The 20,525-nt window shown below is 59.3% G+C and carries 17 protein-coding genes and 1 tRNA gene; 14 read left to right on the forward strand and 4 right to left on the reverse strand.

What is annotated here, in order from left to right; translation table 11 throughout:
* The first annotated feature begins 71 nt into the window (after positions 1-71).
* The gene (locus ASU33_RS15260; RefSeq protein ID WP_059071713.1) at positions 72-1,211 is read left to right on the forward strand and encodes a J domain-containing protein; all 1,140 of its coding nucleotides are present in this window, start codon (positions 72-74) and stop codon (positions 1,209-1,211) included.
* Between the two features lie 54 nt (positions 1,212-1,265).
* Here the strand turns inward: ASU33_RS15260 and ASU33_RS15265 are convergent.
* Positions 1,266-1,338: transfer RNA gene (locus ASU33_RS15265), tRNA-Phe, on the reverse strand.
* A gap of 124 nt (positions 1,339-1,462) precedes the next feature.
* Here ASU33_RS15265 and ASU33_RS15270 point away from each other — a divergent pair.
* The 5 genes from ASU33_RS15270 (at position 1,463) to ASU33_RS15290 (ending at position 7,975) form a co-directional block, all read left to right on the forward strand.
* Positions 1,463-2,875: a 4Fe-4S dicluster domain-containing protein gene (locus tag ASU33_RS15270; protein ID WP_059072741.1), complete on the forward strand. Its 1,413-nt coding sequence runs from the start codon at positions 1,463-1,465 to the stop codon at positions 2,873-2,875.
* A gap of 81 nt (positions 2,876-2,956) precedes the next feature.
* Positions 2,957-3,811 (forward strand): (Fe-S)-binding protein, encoded by an 855-nt coding sequence (locus tag ASU33_RS15275; protein WP_059072742.1) that lies wholly within the window; start codon positions 2,957-2,959, stop codon positions 3,809-3,811.
* A gap of 149 nt (positions 3,812-3,960) precedes the next feature.
* Positions 3,961-4,455: a hypothetical protein gene (locus ASU33_RS15280; RefSeq protein ID WP_059071714.1), complete on the forward strand. Its 495-nt coding sequence runs from the start codon at positions 3,961-3,963 to the stop codon at positions 4,453-4,455.
* Positions 4,456-4,581: 126 nt separating this feature from the next.
* Positions 4,582-6,570 (forward strand): CHU_0125 family OmpA-like outer membrane integrity protein, encoded by a 1,989-nt coding sequence (locus ASU33_RS15285; RefSeq protein ID WP_059071715.1) that lies wholly within the window; start codon positions 4,582-4,584, stop codon positions 6,568-6,570.
* Positions 6,571-6,769: 199 nt separating this feature from the next.
* The gene (locus tag ASU33_RS15290; RefSeq protein ID WP_059071716.1) at positions 6,770-7,975 is read left to right on the forward strand and encodes a proline and serine-rich protein 1 family protein; all 1,206 of its coding nucleotides are present in this window, start codon (positions 6,770-6,772) and stop codon (positions 7,973-7,975) included.
* 80 nt (positions 7,976-8,055) lie between these two features.
* On the opposite strand, the gene ASU33_RS15295 is transcribed toward ASU33_RS15290, so the two are convergent.
* Positions 8,056-8,523, reverse strand: a complete 468-nt coding sequence (locus ASU33_RS15295; RefSeq protein ID WP_078063175.1) for a DUF4293 domain-containing protein — start codon at positions 8,521-8,523, stop codon at positions 8,056-8,058.
* A 79-nt stretch (positions 8,524-8,602) separates the two neighbouring features.
* Here ASU33_RS15295 and ASU33_RS15300 point away from each other — a divergent pair, with 79 nt between their 5' ends.
* The 5 genes from ASU33_RS15300 to ASU33_RS15320 all read left to right on the forward strand — a co-directional run bounded on the left by ASU33_RS15300 (position 8,603) and on the right by ASU33_RS15320 (position 13,838).
* Complete coding sequence (locus ASU33_RS15300) at positions 8,603-9,805, forward strand: thiolase family protein (protein ID WP_059071718.1); 1,203 nt, start codon at positions 8,603-8,605, stop codon at positions 9,803-9,805.
* An 11-nt stretch (positions 9,806-9,816) separates the two neighbouring features.
* Positions 9,817-10,377 (forward strand): GNAT family N-acetyltransferase, encoded by a 561-nt coding sequence (locus ASU33_RS15305; protein ID WP_078063176.1) that lies wholly within the window; start codon positions 9,817-9,819, stop codon positions 10,375-10,377.
* Positions 10,378-10,503: 126 nt separating this feature from the next.
* Positions 10,504-11,358, forward strand: coding sequence for a tRNA pseudouridine(38-40) synthase TruA (gene truA, locus ASU33_RS15310; RefSeq protein WP_078063177.1), 855 nt, complete (start codon positions 10,504-10,506; stop codon positions 11,356-11,358).
* Positions 11,359-11,447: 89 nt separating this feature from the next.
* The gene (locus tag ASU33_RS15315; RefSeq protein ID WP_059071719.1) at positions 11,448-13,226 is read left to right on the forward strand and encodes an ABC transporter ATP-binding protein; all 1,779 of its coding nucleotides are present in this window, start codon (positions 11,448-11,450) and stop codon (positions 13,224-13,226) included.
* 90 nt (positions 13,227-13,316) lie between these two features.
* Positions 13,317-13,838, forward strand: a complete 522-nt coding sequence (locus tag ASU33_RS15320) for a hypothetical protein (RefSeq protein WP_059071720.1) — start codon at positions 13,317-13,319, stop codon at positions 13,836-13,838.
* Positions 13,839-13,861: 23 nt separating this feature from the next.
* On the opposite strand, the gene ASU33_RS15325 is transcribed toward ASU33_RS15320, so the two are convergent.
* On the reverse strand, positions 13,862-14,518 hold the full coding sequence (locus ASU33_RS15325) for an outer membrane beta-barrel protein (RefSeq protein WP_149867254.1): 657 nt from the start codon (positions 14,516-14,518) through the stop codon (positions 13,862-13,864).
* A gap of 374 nt (positions 14,519-14,892) precedes the next feature.
* Between ASU33_RS15325 and thrA the strand changes: the two genes are divergently transcribed.
* The 3 genes from thrA to thrC are packed head-to-tail and all read left to right on the forward strand — an operon-like array spanning position 14,893 to position 19,615.
* Positions 14,893-17,343, forward strand: a complete 2,451-nt coding sequence (gene thrA, locus ASU33_RS15330) for a bifunctional aspartate kinase/homoserine dehydrogenase I (RefSeq protein WP_059071722.1) — start codon at positions 14,893-14,895, stop codon at positions 17,341-17,343.
* Positions 17,344-17,349: 6 nt separating this feature from the next.
* Positions 17,350-18,297, forward strand: a complete 948-nt coding sequence (locus ASU33_RS15335) for a homoserine kinase (protein ID WP_059071723.1) — start codon at positions 17,350-17,352, stop codon at positions 18,295-18,297.
* Positions 18,284-19,615, forward strand: a complete 1,332-nt coding sequence (gene thrC / locus ASU33_RS15340) for a threonine synthase (RefSeq protein ID WP_059071724.1) — start codon at positions 18,284-18,286, stop codon at positions 19,613-19,615. Before ASU33_RS15335 ends, thrC begins: the two co-directional genes overlap by 14 nt.
* 79 nt (positions 19,616-19,694) lie before the next feature.
* Here the strand turns inward: thrC and ASU33_RS15345 are convergent, their stop codons facing one another.
* Entirely contained in the window at positions 19,695-20,390 is a 696-nt protein-coding gene (locus tag ASU33_RS15345; RefSeq protein ID WP_059071725.1) for an outer membrane beta-barrel protein, read from the reverse strand.
* Positions 20,391-20,525 lie beyond the last annotated feature (135 nt).

The raw sequence follows: 20,525 nt of genomic DNA on the forward strand, positions 1-20,525 counted from the left end.
GGTATCTACGGAAAAGGCCGTTGCGCGTCTGAACTTCGCCGTATTTTTACCATAACCCTACGTCTGCCATCGTGAGCCAAACTCTCTACCAGGTGCTGGGCATTGCGCCCACGGCCACGCTGGCCGACATTAAGCAGGCCTACAAGCAACTGGCCCTGCGTTACCACCCCGACCGCAACGGGGGTAGTAAGCTGCACGAGGAGCATTTTAAAGCTGTTGTGGCTGCCTACAAGGTGCTCTCCGACCAAGCCCGCCGCGCCAGTTACGACCACCAGCTGCACCTGGCCAAACTACGAGCCGATGAGGCCCAGCGCACGCAGGCATTTCGGCCGCAGGCTCAGCACGTGTACGGCGTACCCATGCCGCCGCCCCAGCCGTTGCGCACGCGGAGGCCGGCTTCGTCGGCGGAGCGGCACTACGTACGCCGCCAGAAAGCGCGCTTCACCCGCAAGGATTACATACTGGTAATTGGTCTTTTGCTAGGTGTTGCGTTGTTTGCCCTAGGTGTCAAGTTTGTGATGGAGCGTGTGGCAGCCAGCACCAACTACCAAGATGGCCTGAAGGCTTACGCCCGGCGCCGTTGGGGCACGGCGCACGGGTTCATGAGCGAAACACTGGAGGTACAACCGGGGCACGTGGGAGCCTTGCGCCGCAGGGGCGAGATCGAGCAATTGATCTACCGCAACTACGCGGCTGCTAATACCAACTACAAAGCTGCGCTGCGCGAAACCGACAACAAATTGCTTGCGGCCGAGCTGCTGTATCGCATTGGGCAATGCGAGACGCAATTGGGCAAGCACAAAGCGGCGGTGCATAACTTCAGCCGCGCCTTGGCGCTCGATACTGCACTAACGGGTGCATGGCTGGCAAGGGGAGAGGTGTCGTTGTTTGAGCAGCGCCGGTTTATAGCTGCCGCCCGCGACTTCAGCATTGGTTTGCGGCAGCGCGCTAGCCAACATTCTCCTTCGGTGAAGTGGCTTACTTACCGGGGCTTAGCGTATTTCAAGCTTGGGGATTACCCAGCCGCTCTTGCCGATTACCAGCAAGTGTTGCTAATGAAGCCTAACAACGGGCAGATCTATTTTCTGCTAGGCCGGGTGGCGCAAAAGCAAGAACGCAAAGGGGCGGCGTGCGAGTTTTTTCGGCGCGGTGCCCGCCTAGGGTACCTACCCGCCGTAGATGCCACGCGCCGGAACGGCTGCGGACGCTAAAACCGAAACAAAACAAAAAACCGCACCAGCGGTTAGCTAGTGCGGTTTAAGTTGTGGTGATGGACGGAATCGAACCGCCGACACAAGGATTTTCAGTCCTTTGCTCTACCAGCTGAGCTACATCACCAGTTGCCTTGGTGGCTGAATGGAGCGCAAAACTACTCAGCAGTTTTTACAACGCAAGCATTCGGCTAAAAAAAATCTTTGCAGCGAAACGGATTACTTTTGCTCACGTAGCAAAAGTAATCGGCATGCATACTATCTTGCCGACCCACCATTCCCCTCCGACCGTGGTACAACAAATTCTCTTTCTGCTCGTCGCAGCTCTCGGGATAGGGCTCTTCGCGTGGCAGGTGCGAAAGATTCGCGCCAATATTCTCAAGGGCAAGGATCGTGTAATGGGCGGTCCGATCAGTGAGCGTATCAACAAGACATTGCTCGTCGCTTTCGGCCAGCAAAAGATGTTCAAGCGCATCACGCCGGCTTTGCTACACTTGGTGGTTTACGTCGGTTTCCTCGTGATCAACATCGAGGTTATCGAAATCATGATCGATGGTATTTTCGGTACGCACCGTGCGCTCAGCTTTATGGGTCCCGTGTACGACGTGCTGATGGCTACCAACGAAATCCTAGGTGCCTTGGTGATTGCGACGGTGGTGGCCCTGTGGTGGCGCCGCAACCGCAGCCAACCGGTACGTCGCTTTACGGGAGTTGAAATGCGGGCTTGGCCGCGCCTCGATGCCAACGTGATTCTGTACGTGGAGGTAATCCTGATGGCGGCGCTATTTACCATGAACACCGCCGACCTGAAGCTGCACCAGCTCGAGGGCGTAGACCTGCCCGGCTCGTTCCCCATCAGCTCGTTGCTAGTGGGCTTGTTTCCCGAAAACGCAGGCGCGCTGCACGTGCTGGAGCGCGTGGGCTGGTGGCTGCACATCCTGGGTATTCTGGCCTTCCTGAACTACCTGCCGTCGTCGAAGCACTTCCACATCATCATGGCTTTCCCGAACGTGTACTACACGCGTTTGGTACCGCAAGGTCAGTTCTCGAACGTAGACAGCATCACGCACGAGGTAAAGGCCATGATGGACCCAAGCTACCAGGTGCCTGCCGGCCCCGTGGATGCCGACGGCAACCCCGTGGTGCAGCGCTTTGGGGCGAAAGATGCCGACGACCTCTCGTGGCTGAACCTGCTGAACGCCTACTCCTGCACCGAGTGCGGCCGCTGCACCTCGGTGTGCCCGGCCAACATCACGGGCAAGCTCCTGTCGCCGCGCAAGATCATCATGGACACGCGCGACCGGATTGAGGAGAAGTACGAGTCGCCGCTGATCTTTAAGCCAAACAAGTACAACGGAGAAATTGGCGCCGAGAGCGAAGATGGCTCGCTGGTACGCGGCAAAGTAACGCCCGAAGAGCTGTGGGCTTGCACCACCTGCAATGCCTGCGTAGAGGCATGCCCCGTAAACATCAACCCGCTCGATAGCATCATCGAGATGCGCCGCTACCTGGTGCTTGAAGAGTCGGCTGCGCCGCACTCGCTGAACGTGATGTTCAGCAACATCGAGAACAACGGGGCGCCATGGGCCTTCTCACCTTCCGACCGCTTTAACTGGGCCGACGAACTGTACGTAGCCGAGAAGCAAAGCGTGGCTACGGCCTAACAATCATACAAAAGTAACTGACAACCGTCAACCGATAATATGGCTGAGCAAGTAGCCAAACGTCAAGTAAACGTACCGCTGATGGCCGATCTGGCGGCCCGCGGCGAGCAGCCCGAAGTGCTGTTTTGGGTGGGCTGCGCCGGCGCCTTCGATGACCGGTACAAGCGCGTAACCCGTGCCTTCGTGCGCATTCTGGAGCACGTAGGCGTGAAGTATGCCGTGCTGGGCATGGAAGAAAGCTGCACCGGCGACCCCGCCAAGCGCGCCGGCAACGAGTTCCTGTTTCAGATGCAGGCCATGCAAAACATCACTACGTTAGATGGCTACGGCATCAAGACGATTGTGACAGCCTGCCCGCACTGCTTCAACACCATCAAGAACGAATACCCTGCTCTGGGTGGCAACTATGAGGTGATTCACCACAGCACCTTCCTGCAGCAGCTCATCAACGATGGCCGCGTGAAAGTGCAGGGCGGTGAGTCGTTCAAGGGGCGTCGCATCACCTTCCACGACTCCTGCTACCTAGGCCGCGCCAATGACATCTACGAAGCCCCGCGCGAAGTGCTGGCCGCTTTGGATGCCGACCTCGTGGAGATGAAGCGCAGCAAAGCCAACGGCTTGTGCTGCGGTGCCGGCGGTGCCCAAATGTGGAAAGAGCCCGAGCCCGGTAAAAAGGACATCAACATTGAGCGCACCGAAGAGGCTTTGGCTACGCTCGATGGCAACGCGGCGGCGCTCGAAAACCTCTACGGCGTGGAGAGCGGCAACGAAGGCGCTACGCCTTCGAAGGGCAATGGCAACGGCATTATTGCGGTGGGCTGCCCCTTCTGCATGACGATGATGAGCGACGGCGTGAAAAACAAAGAGCGCGAAAGCTCGGTGCAGGTATTCGACCTGGCCGAACTCGTGGCCTCGGCCGAAGGTCTGAACGCCTAATTACTGCGGCAGCAAAACCTGCCTAACTTGAGGCCCGCGCCGCTGGAACTTTGCTCCGGGGCGCGGGTTTTTGTTTAGCAAGCTGCAGGCACCTAGGGGCGGGCATAAGCTGTTCGCCAAAGCCGCGGCACTGATCTTTCTTGTCTGCTATGTTCGTTCCTTTTCACGAACTCCCCGCTACGGCGCGCATCTGGATTTACCAGGCCAGCCGCCCCCTTACCGAGGCCCAATTAGCGGCCGTGCAGCCCGCGCTGCAGCAATTTTCGGAAGCCTGGACGAGCCACGGCCGCGAGTTGCGCGCCTCGGCCGAGTTCCGGCACCGCCAGTTTTTGGTAATCGGCCTCGACGAAGCCGTGGCCGATGCCAGCGGCTGCTCCATCGACTCCTCGGTGCGCTTTGTGCGCGAGCTGGAGGCCGCCTTAGGTGTGCAGTTGCTAGCCAAGGAGCAGCTAGCTTTTCTGGACCCCGATGGGCAGGTACAGCTCTTTAACCGCCGCGACCTGAAGCAAGCCGTGGCCGACGGCGCGCTGCAGCCGAATTCTTTGTACTTCGACAACACCATAAGCCAACGCGGTGCGTTAGAGGCAGGGTGGCCCGCACCCGCTTCGGCTACTTGGCTGGCGCGGTATTTCAGCGCTTCCTAGAAAAAGCTGCGCGGCGGCCGATTGCTTCGTAAACTTAGTATTATTGTTAGCCCAAGTTGGGTTGAAAGCGGCTCCGCACCTAGGGCCGCAGCCCTCCCAACGACACCCCACCTTTCCTTCTGACCCATGAGGAACCTGTTAGTTGTCTGTGCTGCGGCCGGTTCGGTTGCCCTGCTTGGCGGTTGCGCCGCCTCGGGCAACGTGAGCAAAGCCGAAAAACGTTTTTCGCGCGGCGAGTACGAAACCGCCATTCAGCTGTACAAGGCTGATGTAGCCCGCGGCAAAGACGTAGCCATGGCCAACTACAAAATAGCGGAAGCTTACCGTCTCTCGAACCGCATTGAGCAGGCCGAAGACTATTACAAAGCTGCTATCGATGGGGGGCTGAAGAATGCCGACGCACCTTTTTATCACGCCTTGGCCATGAAAGCCAATGGCAAGTACGATGAGGCCGCCGCGCGCTTTAAGCAGTATGCCGAAAGCGGCACCAACCGCAACCTAATACCCCGCGCCGAGCTGGAAGTGCAGAACGCGCAGGCCGTGTCGCAACTGGTGGCGATGCGCAGCAACAGCGAGGTGCTGCCGCTGGAACAGATCAATACGCCTTCGGCTGAGTTTAGCGCCACCATCAAGCCCGATACCAAGGAGCTGATCTTTGCCTCGGGCCGCGACGGCAAAAAGTACCTAGGCAACGGTGAAGGATTCAACGACCTGTACGCCATCAAGTTTGATGACGTGGAGAAGATGACGGGCGGCACCGTGGTGCCATTCGAGACGGTAGCCAAAGGCGCTGCCGCTGCCGGCACCGATGCGGCCAAGGATTCGGGCAAGCCCCTGTTCAACAAGCCCGGCACGCACGAGGCCTCGCCCACGTTCTCGCCCGATGGCAAGATGATGGTTTTCGCCCGCTCGAACGACGGCTCCAAGAAAGGCTACCTAAGCGTTGACTTGTATGCCTCATACTTCCGCGGCGGAGCCTGGACGGAGCCCGAAATCATCCGCGGCATCAACAACAGCCGCGCCGACGACTTTGCGCCGGTACTCTCGCCCGATGGCCAAACGCTGTACTTCGCCTCGTCGCGCCCCGGCGGGCAGGGCGGCAACGACATTTACAAAGCGACCTTAGGAGCCAACAACCGCTTCTCGACGCCTGAAAACCTAGGCGAGCAAATCAACACGCCCGGCAACGAGAACTTCCCGGCCGTAGCGCCCGATGGCACTTTGTACTTCTCCTCCGACGGGCACCCAGGCTTGGGCAAGCTCGATCTGTTTCGGGTAGAAAAAAACGGCAAGGTGACGAACCTAGGCGGGCCTATCAACAGCACCGGCGACGACTTTGCGCCCTACCTCACTGGCAAGGATGTAGGCGTGTTTGCCTCAAACCGCGCGGGCGGTAAAGGTTCCGACGACCTGTACTTCTTCCGCAAAAAGCCGCTGAAGCTAGTGACCTTCTACGTGGAGGGCAAGGTGCAGGAGCTGGACACCAAAACCGGCGCCACAACTCCGCTCGCCAACGAATCGGTTACTATCACCGGTAACCGCGGCCAAAAGCAAGAAGTGCAGGTTGGGCCCGACGGTACCTTTAAGGCCAAGCTTGATACCTCGGCTACCTACTCGCTGATAGCCGACCGACCTGGCTACTTCACGGCTCGCCAGAGCGTGACCACCGTGGGTAAGGTGCCGCCGCAGGATCAGCTGCCCAACGAGATGAACGACATCAGCATTCCGGTGACGCTCACGCTCAACAAGATCGTGGTGAACAAGGCCATCGTGGTCGAGAATATTTTCTACGACTACAACAAGGCCAACATACGGCCAGATGCCGCCGTGGAGCTGGATAAGCTGGTGGAAACGTTGCAGGACAACCCCGACATTACCATTGAGCTAAGCTCGCACACCGACGCTCGTGGTAAAGATGCCTTTAACCAAGATTTGTCGCAGCGCCGGGCACAATCGGCCGTCGACTACATCATCTCGAAAGGCATTGATAAATCGCGCATTACAGCCCGTGGCTACGGCGAAACCCGGCCGGTTATCCGCACGGCCAAAACCGAAGCCGAGCACCAGCGCAACCGCCGCACCGAGTTTAAGGTTACCAAGATTAACGCTCGCTAAGCCACTGGTTTAGCTACGTATCAGAAGCCCTCGAGCCCACCGGCCGGGGGCTTTTTTGCGGCCCTAGGTGAAGCGCGCGTGCAAAAGCCCGACAGCACATGATGATGTGAGCCGCAAGCCGCCGAATTGGCACAGAAGTTGGCTTAGCGCTTTGTAGCCGATACCGCTCCGGTTTCGGCTGCCACTGCCTCTCTCAGCTATGAAACGAACCCTACTCCTGTGCCTGAGCCTGCTGTTGCTGGCCCAGGTAGCGCTGGCCATTCCGGCGGGCATGGCCGTGCGCTCTGAGCGCGGATTGCCTTTCCGGTTGCGCCTCGATGGCAACCGCATTGGCGGCCGCTACGGCCTTACCCAGGTGCGCTTTGTGCGCCTCGCGCCGGGTTACCACTGGGCCGAGTTCCAGGTGCCGGCCAACGGCGGCGTGCTCAACTACCGCACCCGAGTGCAGCTGCTGCCCGGCCGCGAAACCCGCTTTGTGCTAGTTACGCGCCGCGGCTACCCGCCTGTGCTGCAACGCTTCGATGAAGTACCACAGCCCGGTTGGGCGGGTGGCCCGGGCCGTGGTCCGCAGCCGGCTTACGAGTACGGCTACCAGTGCGAGCCTACGCCCTACGGCGGCCCCAACGGCTGGCCCGCGCCCGGCAACCGCGACGATTGGTACGGCCGCGACGACGATGGCTACAGCAACAACGGTGGCTACGGCCGCGACCCGTACGAGCCGGTGCCCGGCGGCTACGGCAACGGCGGGTATAACAATGGGGGCTACGGCAATAACTACCGCCACCTGATGACCCCGCAGGAAGCCGACGAGCTGCTGCGCGCCATCCGGGCCCGCTCGTTCGACGACGAAAAGGTGCAGCTAGCCAAGCAGGCCATTGCCGAAAGCAACCTGCGCACCGACGACCTGAAGCAGCTGCTCAGCGGCTTTGGCTTCGACGAGGGCAAGGTGAAGCTGGCGAAGTACGCTTACCCGCGCCTCACCGACCGGCATAACTTCTACCAGATCTACAACCAGTTTTCGTTCCGCTCGAGCGTAAGCGAACTGCAGCGGTTTGTAGATGAGTATGCCGTGGGCAGCAACCTAGGTGGCGGCTACAATGCTGGCAACCGGCACTTGCTTGGTGCGCAGGATGTAGATCAGTTGTTGAAAGCTTTGCAGGCGCGCTCGTTCGATGAGGAGCGGGTGCAACTCGCTAAGCAAACCTTAGCCGAAAGCGACATTCGCGCCGACGACCTGCGGCGCTTGCTGGGTGGCATCAGCTTCGACAGCCACAAACTAGAACTGGCCAAATACGCTTACTCGCACGTTACGGATCGGCAAAACTTCCACCGCATTTCCGATGCTTTTACCTCGAGCCTGAGCATGCGCGAGGTGCAGCAGTACGTGGAAACTACTCGAGGTTAAGCGGACCTAGGTGCCCACAAACAAAAGCCCCGGAGCACGTGCTCCGGGGCTTTTGTTTTGCAGTGTATGCAGCAGGCCGACTAGCGCAGGCGGTCCATTGAGCGCACCAGCTTTTCGTCGCGGCGGATAAAGCGGTTGGCCAGCAGGTTGAGCAGCAACGCCAGCGTAGGTAGGTAGAAGCCAGCTTCGAACTCACCGGGCATCTTCACGTTCAGCATCCGCTCGCCGATAGAGGAGTAGTAGAAGCTGGCACCTAGGGTAGCTGCAATCAGCATCAGGTTGAGCGAGCCGAGCATCAGCTGCGTCATGCGTTTGCGGTATTGCGAAATCTCGAACAGCGCTACGGCTACCGAGGCGGCGGCTAGCGCGGCAATGGCGTAGGTAGCAAAGGGCGCCTGAGCCGGGTTAGTAGAGGTAATCTGCGTGGCCGTCATGGTCAGCGTTTGCTTGCTGAGCGGATCGGTTTTCGACCAGATGGGCAGAAATAGCACGCAAGCCATACTGATGGCCAGCAGCAGTAAAAACACGCTTTGGATTCTTTGTATCATCTTTGTGGTTATGTGCGAAATCCGGCTTTGTTAGGCCGGCAAAAGTAGCCAAAAGACTCCGCTAACCCGCATTTATCCAATGCCTGAAGCATATATCGTCGACGCGGTACGTACACCCGTTGGCAAATTTGGTGGCGCGCTCAGCTCGGTGCGCCCCGACGACTTGGCCGCTGTAGTACTGCGCGAACTGCTCCGCCGCAACAATACTATCGACCCAAAAACGGTAGAAGACGTGATTATGGGCGCCGCTAACCAAGCCGGCGAAGACAACCGCAACGTAGCCCGCATGGCCGCGCTGTTGGCTGGCCTGCCCACCACCGTGGGTGGTGTAACCGTAAACCGCCTTTGCGCCTCGGGCTTGCAAAGCATCATCGACGCTACCCGGGCCGTGCGCTCGGGCGACGGCGACGTGTACCTGGCCGGTGGTTCCGAGAGCATGACCCGCGCGCCGTTTGTAATGGCTAAGTCGGAAACCGCTTTCGGCCGCGACTTTACCGCCCACGACACTACCCTGGGTTGGCGCTTCGTGAATCCGAAGCTGGCCAAGATGCACCATCCGTACGCCATGGGCGAAACCGCCGAGAACGTGGCCAAGAAGTACGGCATCACCCGCGAAGAGCAGGACCAGTGGGCTTTTGACTCGCAGCGCAAGTACCAGCGCGCGTTCGAGAAGGGCCGCTTCCGCCGCGAAATCGTGCCGGTGTTCGTGTCGCAGCCCAAAACCGAGGCCGTGATGTTCGACACCGACGAGCACCCGCGTCTGACTTCGGTGGAGAAATTGGCCACGCTGAAGCCCGCCTTTAACCCTACTGATGGCACCGTTACGGCCGGCAACTCGTCGGGCATCAACGACGGAGCTGCCGCCACCATGGTAGTGAGCGAAGAGATGGTAAAGCGTTTGGGACTGAAGCCGCTGGCCCGCGTGGTATCTACCGCCGTGGCTGGTGTCGACCCAGCCATCATGGGCATTGGCCCGGTGCCTGCTACCCAAAAGGCGCTGCAGCGCGCTGGCCTCACGGTAAACGACCTCGACCTGATTGAGCTAAACGAGGCCTTTGCTGCCCAAGTAATTGCCTGCTGCCGCGACCTCGACCTCGACCCGAGCAAGATCAACGTGAACGGTGGCTCTATTGCCATCGGCCACCCCCTAGGTGCCTCGGGTGCCCGCATCACGGCTACCTTGCTGCACGAAATGCAGCGCCGCGAGGGCATACGCTACGGCTTGGCTACCATGTGCGTAGGCGTGGGCCAAGGTGCTGCCGTTATCTACGAAAAGCTCTAACGCACTGCCACATGCATAGCGCCCCAGCTACCGAGTTGTTGCGGCCCACGCTGCCGCTGCCGGTGGCCGGGGCGCGTTTGCGTCCGTTCGCAACGGCCGATGCGCCCGCCTTGGCCCGCCACGGCAATGACCGCGGCATTTGGCTGAACCTGCGCGACCGGTTTCCGCACCCGTACTCCTTAGCTGATGCCGAGTGGTACGTGCGGTTTGTGCAAGCCGAAGGAGCCGCCGACCTGCACTTGTGCATTGAGGTGAACGGCGAAGCCGCCGGCAGCATCAGCGTGTTGTTCAAAGACGACATCAACCGCCGCGAAGCTGAAATTGGCTACTGGCTAGCACGGCCGTATTGGGGCCGCGGCATAGCCACGGCTGCCGCTCAGGTGCTGTCGGACTACGCCTTGGCTAACTTCGACATCTGCCGGCTGTACGCCACTGTTTTCGATTACAATCTCGCCTCGGGTCGCGTGCTCGAAAAAGCGGGATTCGAGCTGGAGGCGCGCCTGCGTAAGAGCATTACCAAAGACGGCCAAACCGTAGATGGCTTGCTGTATGCACTGGTGCGCGAGGCGTAAGTGCCGAAAGCTTGCCTGCTTGTCAGGATGTTAACACCCTAGGTGGGTAGCTGTTGTTAGCAGCAACCGTTGCTGCGGCCCGGTATTGCTGGGGCGTGCAGCAGCCTTAATTCAGAATTACCAAGCGTGCGCTACTTTCTCGAACTCGCTTACGACGGTACCCGCTACGCCGGCTGGCAAATGCAGCCTAACGCCCTGAGCGTGCAGCAAGAGCTTGACCGCTGCCTCTCGCAAGTGCTGCGGCAGCCCGTGTATAGCCTAGGTAGCGGCCGCACCGATGCCGGCGTGCACGCCAGCCATCAGGTAGCCCATTTCGATGCCGAACTGCTCTCGCACCTCAACGCGGAGCAGCTGGTGTACCGCCTCAACCGCGCCTTGCCGCCCGATATCGGCGTGTACGCTGTCACTCCGGTGCAGCCCGATGCCCACGCCCGCTACGGGGCCGTGGCGCGCTCCTACGAGTACCACGTGGTGCTGCGTCGCGACCCGTTCCGGCGCGACCAGTCCCTGTGGCTCGACAAAGCACCCAACGTGGATGCCATGAACGAAGCCGCGCAGTACCTCCTAGGTCAGCGCGACTTCACGAGCTTCTCGAAAACCAAGGGCGCCGAAACGCACTACGTGTGCTGGGTGCACGAGGCTGGCTGGCACCCCACACCGCACGGGCTCATGTTTCGCATTCGGGCCAACCGTTTTGTACGCGGTATGGTGCGGCTGGTGGTGGGCACCCTGCTCGATGTGGGCCGCGGCCGCCTTACGCCTGCGCAGTTTGCCGAGGTGCTGCACAGCCAGCAGCGCGTGGCGGCCAGCGGCGCGGCGCCGGCGCAGGGCTTATTCCTGAGCCACGTGGAGTACCCGCCCGAGGTACTGCTGGCTGATCATCAACTTGCCGCAAAGCCGTTTTTCGTGACCGACGAGGAGCTGCGGCCGCATTATTGGCGCGCCGGCCTGGGGCATGCGCCCGATCCGGCGCAAGCGTAAGCAACCCTGCGCCTAGGTGGGTGTAACTTGCGGGGCGTTTGGGCGGTTTAGCCTCTTACGTATCCTTCGTCCGACTTAATCTGCTGCCCGTGGAGTCTGCTGCTACTGCTACATCCGCCAAAGCTGGCAATATCTTCGACTGGCAAGTGCTGAGCCGCCTGCTGGTGTACATCCGACCGTACCGCGGCATTTTCGCGCTGCTCATTTTCCTCACCATTGCCACGGCGGTGCTGGGCACGGTGCGCCCCTTTCTCATTCAGCAGATGGTGGATGTGCAAATCAGCAACGGCGACTGGCCCGGGCTGAACCGCATGTTTGCGTGGCTGCTAGGCATACTCGTGGCCCACACCGGTGTTAGCTACCTCCAAACCTACTACGGCGGCTGGCTGGGGCAGTACATCGTGCGCGATATCCGCGTCGACCTCTACCAGCACATCCTCAACCTGCGCCTGCAGTTCTTCGACCGCACGCCCATTGGCGTGCTGGTAACGCGCAACATATCCGACGTAGAAACCCTGTCGGACGTGTTCAGCGAAGGCTTGGCGGCCATGATTGGCGACATCCTGCAGCTGGTGTTTATCATGGCCTTCATGTTCTACATCGACTGGCGCCTGACCTTGGTGAGCCTGTCGGTAATTCCGCCGCTGCTGCTGAGCACCTACGTGTTCAAGGAGAAGGTGAAGAAGTCCTTTCAGGAGGTGCGCACGGCCGTAGCCAACCTCAACGCCTTTGTACAGGAGCACCTCACGGGTATGGGCATCGTGCAGATTTTCGGCAACGAGGAGCGCGAGTTTCGCAAGTTCGAGAAGCTGAACCAGGAGCACACCCGCGCCAACATCCGCTCGGTGCTGTACTACTCGGTGTACTTCCCGGTGGCCGAAGTGCTAGGTGCCATTGGTGTGGGCTTGCTGGTGTGGTACGCCGCGCAGGGCCAGATTGAGGGCAACATTTCGAAAGGCGCACTTATCGCCTTTATTATGTATAACTCGCTGTTCTTCCGGCCTATCCGGCAAATTGCCGACCGCTTCAACACGCTGCAGCTAGGCCTGGTGAGCACCGAACGTTTGCTGAAGCTGCTTGATAGCAAGGAATTTATTCCGAACGAAGGCACGCGTCAGCCCGCTACGCTGCGCGGTGAGGTGGATTTCCGCCATGTGTGGTTTGCCTACAACGAGCCGGAGTGGGTACTCAAGGATATTAACTTCGAGGTAAAAGCCGGGCAAACCATTGCCTTCGTGGGCGCTACCGGCGCCGGCAAAACCAGCATCATTAACCTGCTCTCACGCTTCTACGACATTCAGCGCGGCGAAATTTGCGTGGATGGGCACGACCTGCGCGAATACGACCTGAAGGCCCTGCGCCGCCACATTGCGGTAGTGTTGCAGGATGTGTTCCTGTTTAACGGCACCATTCAGGACAACATCACCCTAGGCGACCAAAGCATCACGGAGGAGCAAGTGTGGGCTTCGGCCCGGCTCGTGGGGGCCGATAAGTTTATCGAGCGCCTGCCCGGCGGCCTGCAGTACAAGGTGATGGAGCGCGGTTCGACACTGTCGGTAGGTCAGCGCCAGCTCATCAGTTTTGTGCGCGCCCTAGTGTACGATCCGCGCATCATCATTCTGGACGAAGCCACCTCGTCGGTCGACTCCGAAACCGAGGAGATGATCCAAGACGCCATCGAAAAGCTGATGCAGGGCCGCACCTCGCTGGTAATTGCCCACCGCCTCAGCACCATCCAAAAGGCCGACCGCATCATTGTGCTCGACCGCGGCGAAATAAAGGAAAGTGGGCAGCACGAGGAGCTGCTGCGCCTCGGTGGCTACTACGCCCAACTCTACCAAATGCAGTACTTAGTCAATGAGCAATGAACGATTAGTAATGAGCAATGCCCGGTTTGGGGCTGTGCTCATTGCTAACTGCTTGTTGTTCATTGCTCACTGATAATTGTTTGCTACCACATGTCTCGTTGGTTTTTCATTATTGGCGGCGTGTTGCTGTCGATCTTTGCAGCGGTGTATGCGTACCTAGGTGGGTTTGCTACCCCGCAGGTGGAGCAGCTCACCACGCCGCAGCCCATCTACCTAGCCGGGCGCTACTACGAGGGCATTCCCGATCAGAATTTCGCCAAGCTGTTCAGCCAAACCAACGAGCTGTACCGCGCCGGCACGCTCAAAGGCACGCTCGGCAACATTTACTACAACGACCCCGAGAAGGAAGGGCAAGAGGTAAAAGCCTTTATCGGCTTAGTGGTGCCCGATACCACCAGCCAGCAGCTGCCGGTGGGCTACTCATTCCGGGCATTGCCAGCCGGGCAGCGGGTGCTGCGTGCCCGAGTAAAGGCCAGCTTTATGCTAGCGCCAGGCAAGTTATATCCCGCCCTCAAGGACGCCTTGAAGGAGCGTAATCTCCAAACGCAGAGCGTCTTCGTGGAACAATTCCCCGAAGACGCTCCGTCGGAAATGCTGGTGGTGCTAAGGTAAGCCGCACCGCCGTTGTGCTGCTCTTAGCGGCCTAGGTACAGCGAGGCACCTAAGGCAAAGTTGCGCAGGCTAAGGTTGGCCCCGAACGTCTTGTTCGAGTATTGCTGCCGCTCTACCTGGGAGTTGGAGGGCCGCTCTTGCTTGTTGCGGAAGTACGAGTAGCCAATATTGCCGAACGACGCCTCGATGCCCACTTTAGACACCGGGAAGTACACCACGCTGGGCGTAAACTCGGCGTAGCCGCCGCGGCCGTGGTAGTTGAAGCGCGGATCGTACCACTTATACTTGTCCCAATTTTCGCGGTAGCCGGCACCTAGGGTACCCACCAGGCCAAACTGGCTTTCGCCGAACATTTTGTAGTAGCGCACAAACGGACCAACGGAGTACTCGAGGTAACGGCGGGTATCTTGCTCGGTGGCCTCGTACTTATCCGCGTTCAGCGCGCCGCTGATACCTAGGGCCAGGTTGTCGCTGATAAAGTAGCCTACCTGCGGGCGGAAGGAAACGCTGCGCGTTGTGCTTTCGGTGCCCGCAGTGTTCGGGGTAACAGGCTCGGCCTCGGCCGAGGTGCGCGAGTAACCAACGCTGCCGCCTACGAGTACGGTGCCGGCCGGAATTTGAGCTTGTGCATTGATAGCAGTAACGCCCATCAGCAGGGCCGCCCATCCAAGAACTTTCATGGGTAGAAATTAAATATAGATGCGAGTAGATGTTGCGCTGCTTGTCCAACTTCCTTGCCAAAACCACTGCCGAGGTTCAATTACACCGCAAAATAGTTCCAACTGCGGTCTGCTTTTATGCAATGAGCGAGGGTTAGTTCAAAGGTAAATTTTGCATCGAGCCAAAATTGAGTTGCACATTTCGCAATAGACTGCTACTTTGGCTAAGCACAAGCACCTACTATGTACTTCAGCATCAGCACCACAACTACCACAACAACCACCCGGCTCGGCTGGGGGGCTGTCGGGGTATGCTGATGTAACACCATCACCAAAGCACCACACCAGCGCCTTCCTGCCCGCCGCAGGAAGGCGCTTTTTTATGCGCTCTAGGTATGAAAGTTCTCAAGTTTGGCGGCACCTCCGTTGGCTCGGTAGCCAGCATCAGCACCTTGCTCGATATCATGGAGCACGAGGTAGAAGCAGGCGAGCGACCCGTTACGGTGCTCTCGGCCATGAGCGGCATAACCAACCTGCTGCTGCAAGCTGCCGAAGAGGCCGCCCTAGGTAAACCCACCGCCCAGCACCTGCAGGAGTTGGAAAGCCGGCACTTTGGCGTAGTGAAGTCGTTGCTGGAGGTGCAACGGCAGAACCCGGTGCTTACCAAGCTGAAGCTGTACCTCAACGAACTCGAAGACTTGCTGCAGGGCATCCAGAGCCTGCGCGAGCTGACGCCCCAAACCCGCGACCTGGTGGTAAGCTACGGCGAGCGATGCTCTACCTACATGGTAAGTAAAATAGCCGCGCAGCGCTTCCCGGAGGCCGTGTTCGTAGATGCTTCGGAGCTGATTAAAACCGACAGCCATTTTGGGCAGGCGCGGGTGCACATCGAACTAACCGAGCGGCTAATCCGCTGCTTTTGCCACGAGCACCCAGGTAAGCTCTTGTTTGTAACGGGCTTTATTGCCAGCAACGAGCACGGCCGCATCACCACCTTAGGTAGAGGCGGCTCTGATTACACCGCCGCCATTTGGGGAGCGGCCCTGCACGCCTCGGAAATTCAGATCTGGACCGACGTGAACGGCATGATGACGGCCGACCCGCGCATGGTGAAAAAGGCTTTTTCGCTGCCCGAGCTGTCGTACACCGAGGCCATGGAGCTGTCGTACTTCGGCGCCAAGGTGATTTACCCGCCTACAATGATTCCGGCTTTTCTGCGCCGCATTCCCATCGTCATCAAAAACACCTTCGACCTAGGGTTTGCCGGCACCACCATTCGCCACGACTGCCGGCCGTCGGAGCTGCCCATCAAGGGCATTTCGTCCATCAACGACATCAGCGTTATCAACCTGGTGGGCAGCGGCATGGTGGGCAAGGCGGGCTTTAGCGGGCGGCTGTTTTCGCTGCTGGCCCGCGAGCAAATCAACGTAGTGCTGATTACGCAGGCTTCGTCGGAGCACAGCATCACGTTTGCGGTGCAGCCCCAGGATGCTGTGCTAGCCCAGCAGCTCATTGCGCAGGAGTTTGAGTTGGAGCTGCAGGCCAAAAAGCTGGAGCTGCCTAGCATCGAGCCCGATTTGGCCGTGCTGGCCATTGTGGGCGAAAACATGAAGCAGACGCCCGGTATTGCAGGCAAGCTGTTTCAGGCCCTAGGTCGCAACGGCATCAACGTGCGGGCCATTGCGCAGGGCTCGTCGGAGTACAACATCTCGGTCATCATCAGCCGCGCCGACTTGGCCAAGGCGCTGAACGCCGTGCACGATGCCTTTTTCGTGGAGCTTACCAAAACGCTGCACGTGTTCTGCCTAGGTACCGGCAACATCGGCAGCGAGCTGTTTCGGCAGCTGCATGCCCACCGCGAGCTGCTGCGCGAGCAAAACGGCGTGCAGGTAAACGTTATCGGTATCAGCAACACCAGCCGCATGGTGATTGACACCAACGGTATCGGGCTCGACGACTGGCACTCGACCCTGAACGGCGGGGCTGAGCCAGCTGATTTGCCGCGCTTCATTCAGCGCATGAAAGCCCTGAACCTGCCCAACTGCGTGCTCGTCGATAACACTGCCAGCCCGGAGCCGGTAGCCTGCTACGAAGAGGTGCTGAAGGCCAGCATTGCCGTGGTTACCTGCAACAAGCTCGGCAACTCGGGCAGCTACCAACAATACCGCTTGCTGCACGAGGCGGCCCGCCAGCACGGCGCCGATTTCTACTACGAAACCAACGTAGGAGCGGGGCTGCCCATCATCCGCACCCTCAAAGACCTGCGCACCTCCGGCGACCGGGTGCTGCGCATCGAGGCCATTTTGTCGGGTACCATTTCCTTTATTTTCAATCATTTCGGAGGTGAAGTCGCCTTCCACGAAGTAGTGCGCGAGGCGCAGGAGCGCGGCTACACCGAGCCCGACCCGCGCGACGACCTCAACGGCAAGGACTTCATGCGCAAAATGCTCATCCTGGCCCGCGACGCTGGCTTCCCGCTCGAGCTCGACGATGTAGTAATCGAGCCCATGCTGCCGACCGCCTGCCTGGAGGCGCCCAGCGTGGAGGCTTTCTACAAACAGCTGCAAGCGCACCAAGGCTACTTTGAGCAACTGAAGCAGCAGGCCGCAAGCAGCGGCAAAGTGCTGCGCTATATCGGTCGGTTGGAGGATGGGCAGGTGCGAATCGCGTTGGAAATGGTGGATCAGCAGCACCCGTTCTACCTGCTATCCGGTTCCGATAACATTATTTCCTTCAGCACGGAACGCTACAAAGAGCGGCCCTTGGTGGTGAAAGGCCCTGGCGCCGGCGCCGAGGTTACAGCCGCCGGCGTTTTTGCTGATTTAGTCAATGTGGGTACCCGATAGCTAGCTATGAAATCATCCGTTCGTGTATTTGCTCCGGCCACCGTGGCCAACGTGGTGTGTGGGTTTGATATCCTAGGGTTTGCCGTTGAGGCACCCGGCGACGAGGTGCTGATGCGCCGCACCCACAAGCCCGGCGTAACTATCCGCCGCATCACCGGCGACGAGGGCCGCTTGCCGCTCGAGGCCAGCCGCAACACCGTGAGTGCCAGCGTTGAGTTTTTGTTGCAGCACCTAGGGCGCGAGGAGGTAGGTCTGGAGATAGAGCTGCACAAGCACATGCCCATTGGCAGCGGCTTGGGCTCGAGCGCGGCCAGCACCGTGGCTGGCTTGGTGGCGGCCAACGAGCTACTCGGTAGCCCACTCAAGCCCTTACAACTGCTGCCGTTCGCCATGCAGGGCGAGGAGCTGGCTTGCGGCTCGGGCCACGCCGATAACGTTGCCCCGGCGCTCCTAGGTGGCTTCGTGCTCATCCGCAGCTACAAGCCGCTCGATGTGGTGCGGCTGCCCTTCCCAACCGAGCTGCACTGCGCCATTGTGTACCCCGCGGTACACGTGCCCACCCGCGACGCCCGTCAGCTTATCCGCAGCAAAGTGCTCCTAAAGGACGCCGTTACGCAGTGGGGCAACGTGGCGGGCCTCGTCAGTGGCTTGTTCCTGAACGACCTAGGGCTGATCGGCCGCAGCATGCAGGATGTGCTCATCGAGCCGGTACGGGCCATGCTCATCCCCGATTTTTACCGCTTGCGCGAGCTGGCCCACGAAGAAGGCGCCATTGGCTTCGGCATTTCGGGTTCGGGGCCGTCGGTGTTTGCCTTTGCGCCCGATGAGCACCGCGCCGCTGCCATTACGGCCCGGCTCCGCCAGCACTTGCTTTCCCTGGGCATCAACAGCTTGGGGTATGTATCGGCCATAAACGCCCACGGGCCCAAGGTGCTGAGCCATGAACTTGTATAGCACCAACAACCGCAGCTTGCGGGTGCCGTTTCGGGAGGCGCTGTTCCAGAGCATGCCCGCCGACCTAGGCCTCTACATGCCGGCCGACATTCCGCGTCTGCCCGCGTACTTTCTGGCCCAGCTCGCCGAGTACTCCTTCCCCGAAATAGCTTTTGTAGTAGCCCGTACGCTGCTGCACGAGGCAGTACCCGAAGAGGAGCTACGCCGCATTGTCAACGAGGCAGTGTCGTTCCCGGCGCCCGTGGTGCCGCTCGGCCCCGAAACCTTCGTGCTCGAACTGTTTCACGGGCCGTCGCTGGCGTTTAAAGATTTCGGTGCCCGGTTTATGGGCCGACTGATGAGCTACTTCCTCGAGCTGGAAGGTGACCAAGTGCTCGATGTGCTGGTGGCCACCTCCGGCGACACCGGCGGTGCCGTGGCCCTAGGTTTCCTAGGTGTGCCCAACGTGCGCGTCACCATCCTGTACCCCAAGGGCAAAGTCAGTGCTATTCAGGAGCTGCAGCTGACCACCAACGGCCAGAACATTCGGGCCGTGGAGGTGGCCGGCACCTTCGACGATTGCCAGGCGCTGGTGAAGCAAGCCTTTGCCGATGCCGAGCTGAACGAGCGTATGCGCCTTACATCGGCCAACTCCATCAACATTGCCCGGCTTATTCCGCAGGCCTTTTACTACGTGCATGCCTATGCCCAGCTGCTGCGGCAGGGCAGGAGCGAGGTGGTGTTTTCGGTGCCTAGCGGCAACTTCGGCAACCTAGGTGCCGGCCTGCTCGCCTGGAAGATGGGCCTGCCCGTGCAGCAATTCCTGGCCGCCACCAATGCCAACGATACTGTGCCGCGCTTTCTGCGCACCGGCCAGTACGCGCCCAAACCGTCGGTAGCCACGCTCTCCAATGCCATGGATGTGGGCAACCCCAGCAATTGGGCCCGCATTGCCGAGCTGTTTGCTGCCGACGAAGCCAGGCTGCGCAGCTTGGTGCACGGTTACAGCTTCACTGATGCCGATACCCGCACAGCCATTCAACAAGTATATCAGACGCACCGCTACGTGATGTGCCCGCACACGGCCATTGCCTGGCTAGCGTGGCAGCAATGGCGCCGCGAAAATCCCGCGCAGCAGCATGTAGTTGGCGTATTTCTGGCCACGGCGCATCCATGCAAGTTCCCGGAGGTGTTTGAGGGCGAGCTGGCAGCTGCTGTGCTAATACCTGAGCAGGTGCGCAGCCTACACGAGAGGACGCTAGAGAAAGTAGAGCTGTTCAACAACTTTGAGGCGCTGAAGAATTATTTACTGAGTGCCACAGCTGAAGTAGGCTCCTGAACAGTTGTAGGTACTAGGTTGAACCAACCAGGGCCTGGGCCGCTACATCAGTGCAGTCCAACCCTAGTTGCGCAAAGATTTAGCGGCCTAGGTACAAAGAGGCACCAAGCGAAAACGAGCTGATGCCAAATGTAGCCGTGAAGTTGCTGCTCGTCGTTTTAATAGCCTCGAGGCCTGTAGCGTTTTCGGTCCGATTGGTGCTGTGATCATAGCCGACATAACCCAATCTCGCCTCCAAGCCTACCTTCTTCGTGGGGAAGTACACAAATGCCGGTGTAAGGTTTACGTAGCCAATATCCGACTTGGTGTGGTAGGTATAGGAGTTTGGATTGGTGTTGTCGGTGGTTATGCGTTCGTGGCTGTAGCCTGCCGAAAGTTGCCCGTAAAAGCCGGCTTTTTCGCCAAGCATGTAGTAATACCGCACGAAGGGGGCCGCACCCACCGATTTGCGCAGCGATACGCTCTCGAAAATAGTTAAGGCACCCGAAGAGGTATAGGCATGATAAGGCTGTTCTGCGCGGGTGCTGCTCAGGCTAACTCCTAAACCCACCGCCCAATTATCGCGAATAAAATACCCACCACTAAGTGACATTTGGCCGGTCCGTTGCTTTGATTCGAGCCGGGGCTGGGGCACACCAGCAACCTGCCCAGAGGCCTCTGCGCTGCTCTTGTTAAATCCTAGATTGCCGCCCAATAAGGTAGTGCCTTGCGTAGTTTGACCCTGAGCGGATAGTGCTGCCAGCATCAGTAGCGCGCTACCAAAGAAGTACTTCATGGAAAATACATGAACAGTGGTGATAAAATGCGAGTAGCTCCCGTAATAGTTGAGCTTCGGATAGCAGAACGGTATGCGGGTATAGTTATTATTGAATATAAATGCCTGCAGCTAGGAAGTGGCTGGCAGAACAAT

It is taken from the genome of Solirubrum puertoriconensis (assembly GCF_001483135.1).
GTDB lineage: Bacteria > Bacteroidota > Bacteroidia > Cytophagales > Hymenobacteraceae > Solirubrum > Solirubrum puertoriconensis.

Coding starts and splice junctions, on each gene's coding strand:
- thrC (WP_059071724.1), top strand. CDS start 18,284: ATGAACTTGTATAGCACCAACAACCGCAGCTTGCGGGTGCCGTTTCGG.
- ASU33_RS15270 (WP_059072741.1), top strand. CDS start 1,463: ATGCATACTATCTTGCCGACCCACCATTCCCCTCCGACCGTGGTACAA.
- ASU33_RS15280 (WP_059071714.1), top strand. CDS start 3,961: ATGTTCGTTCCTTTTCACGAACTCCCCGCTACGGCGCGCATCTGGATT.
- ASU33_RS15295 (WP_078063175.1), bottom strand. CDS start 8,523: ATGATACAAAGAATCCAAAGCGTGTTTTTACTGCTGCTGGCCATCAGT.
- ASU33_RS15305 (WP_078063176.1), top strand. CDS start 9,817: ATGCATAGCGCCCCAGCTACCGAGTTGTTGCGGCCCACGCTGCCGCTG.
- thrA (WP_059071722.1), top strand. CDS start 14,893: ATGAAAGTTCTCAAGTTTGGCGGCACCTCCGTTGGCTCGGTAGCCAGC.
- ASU33_RS15275 (WP_059072742.1), top strand. CDS start 2,957: ATGGCCGATCTGGCGGCCCGCGGCGAGCAGCCCGAAGTGCTGTTTTGG.
- ASU33_RS15345 (WP_059071725.1), bottom strand. CDS start 20,390: ATGAAGTACTTCTTTGGTAGCGCGCTACTGATGCTGGCAGCACTATCC.
- ASU33_RS15325 (WP_149867254.1), bottom strand. CDS start 14,518: ATGAAAGTTCTTGGATGGGCGGCCCTGCTGATGGGCGTTACTGCTATC.
- ASU33_RS15300 (WP_059071718.1), top strand. CDS start 8,603: ATGCCTGAAGCATATATCGTCGACGCGGTACGTACACCCGTTGGCAAA.
- ASU33_RS15320 (WP_059071720.1), top strand. CDS start 13,317: ATGTCTCGTTGGTTTTTCATTATTGGCGGCGTGTTGCTGTCGATCTTT.
- ASU33_RS15285 (WP_059071715.1), top strand. CDS start 4,582: ATGAGGAACCTGTTAGTTGTCTGTGCTGCGGCCGGTTCGGTTGCCCTG.
- ASU33_RS15290 (WP_059071716.1), top strand. CDS start 6,770: ATGAAACGAACCCTACTCCTGTGCCTGAGCCTGCTGTTGCTGGCCCAG.
- ASU33_RS15335 (WP_059071723.1), top strand. CDS start 17,350: ATGAAATCATCCGTTCGTGTATTTGCTCCGGCCACCGTGGCCAACGTG.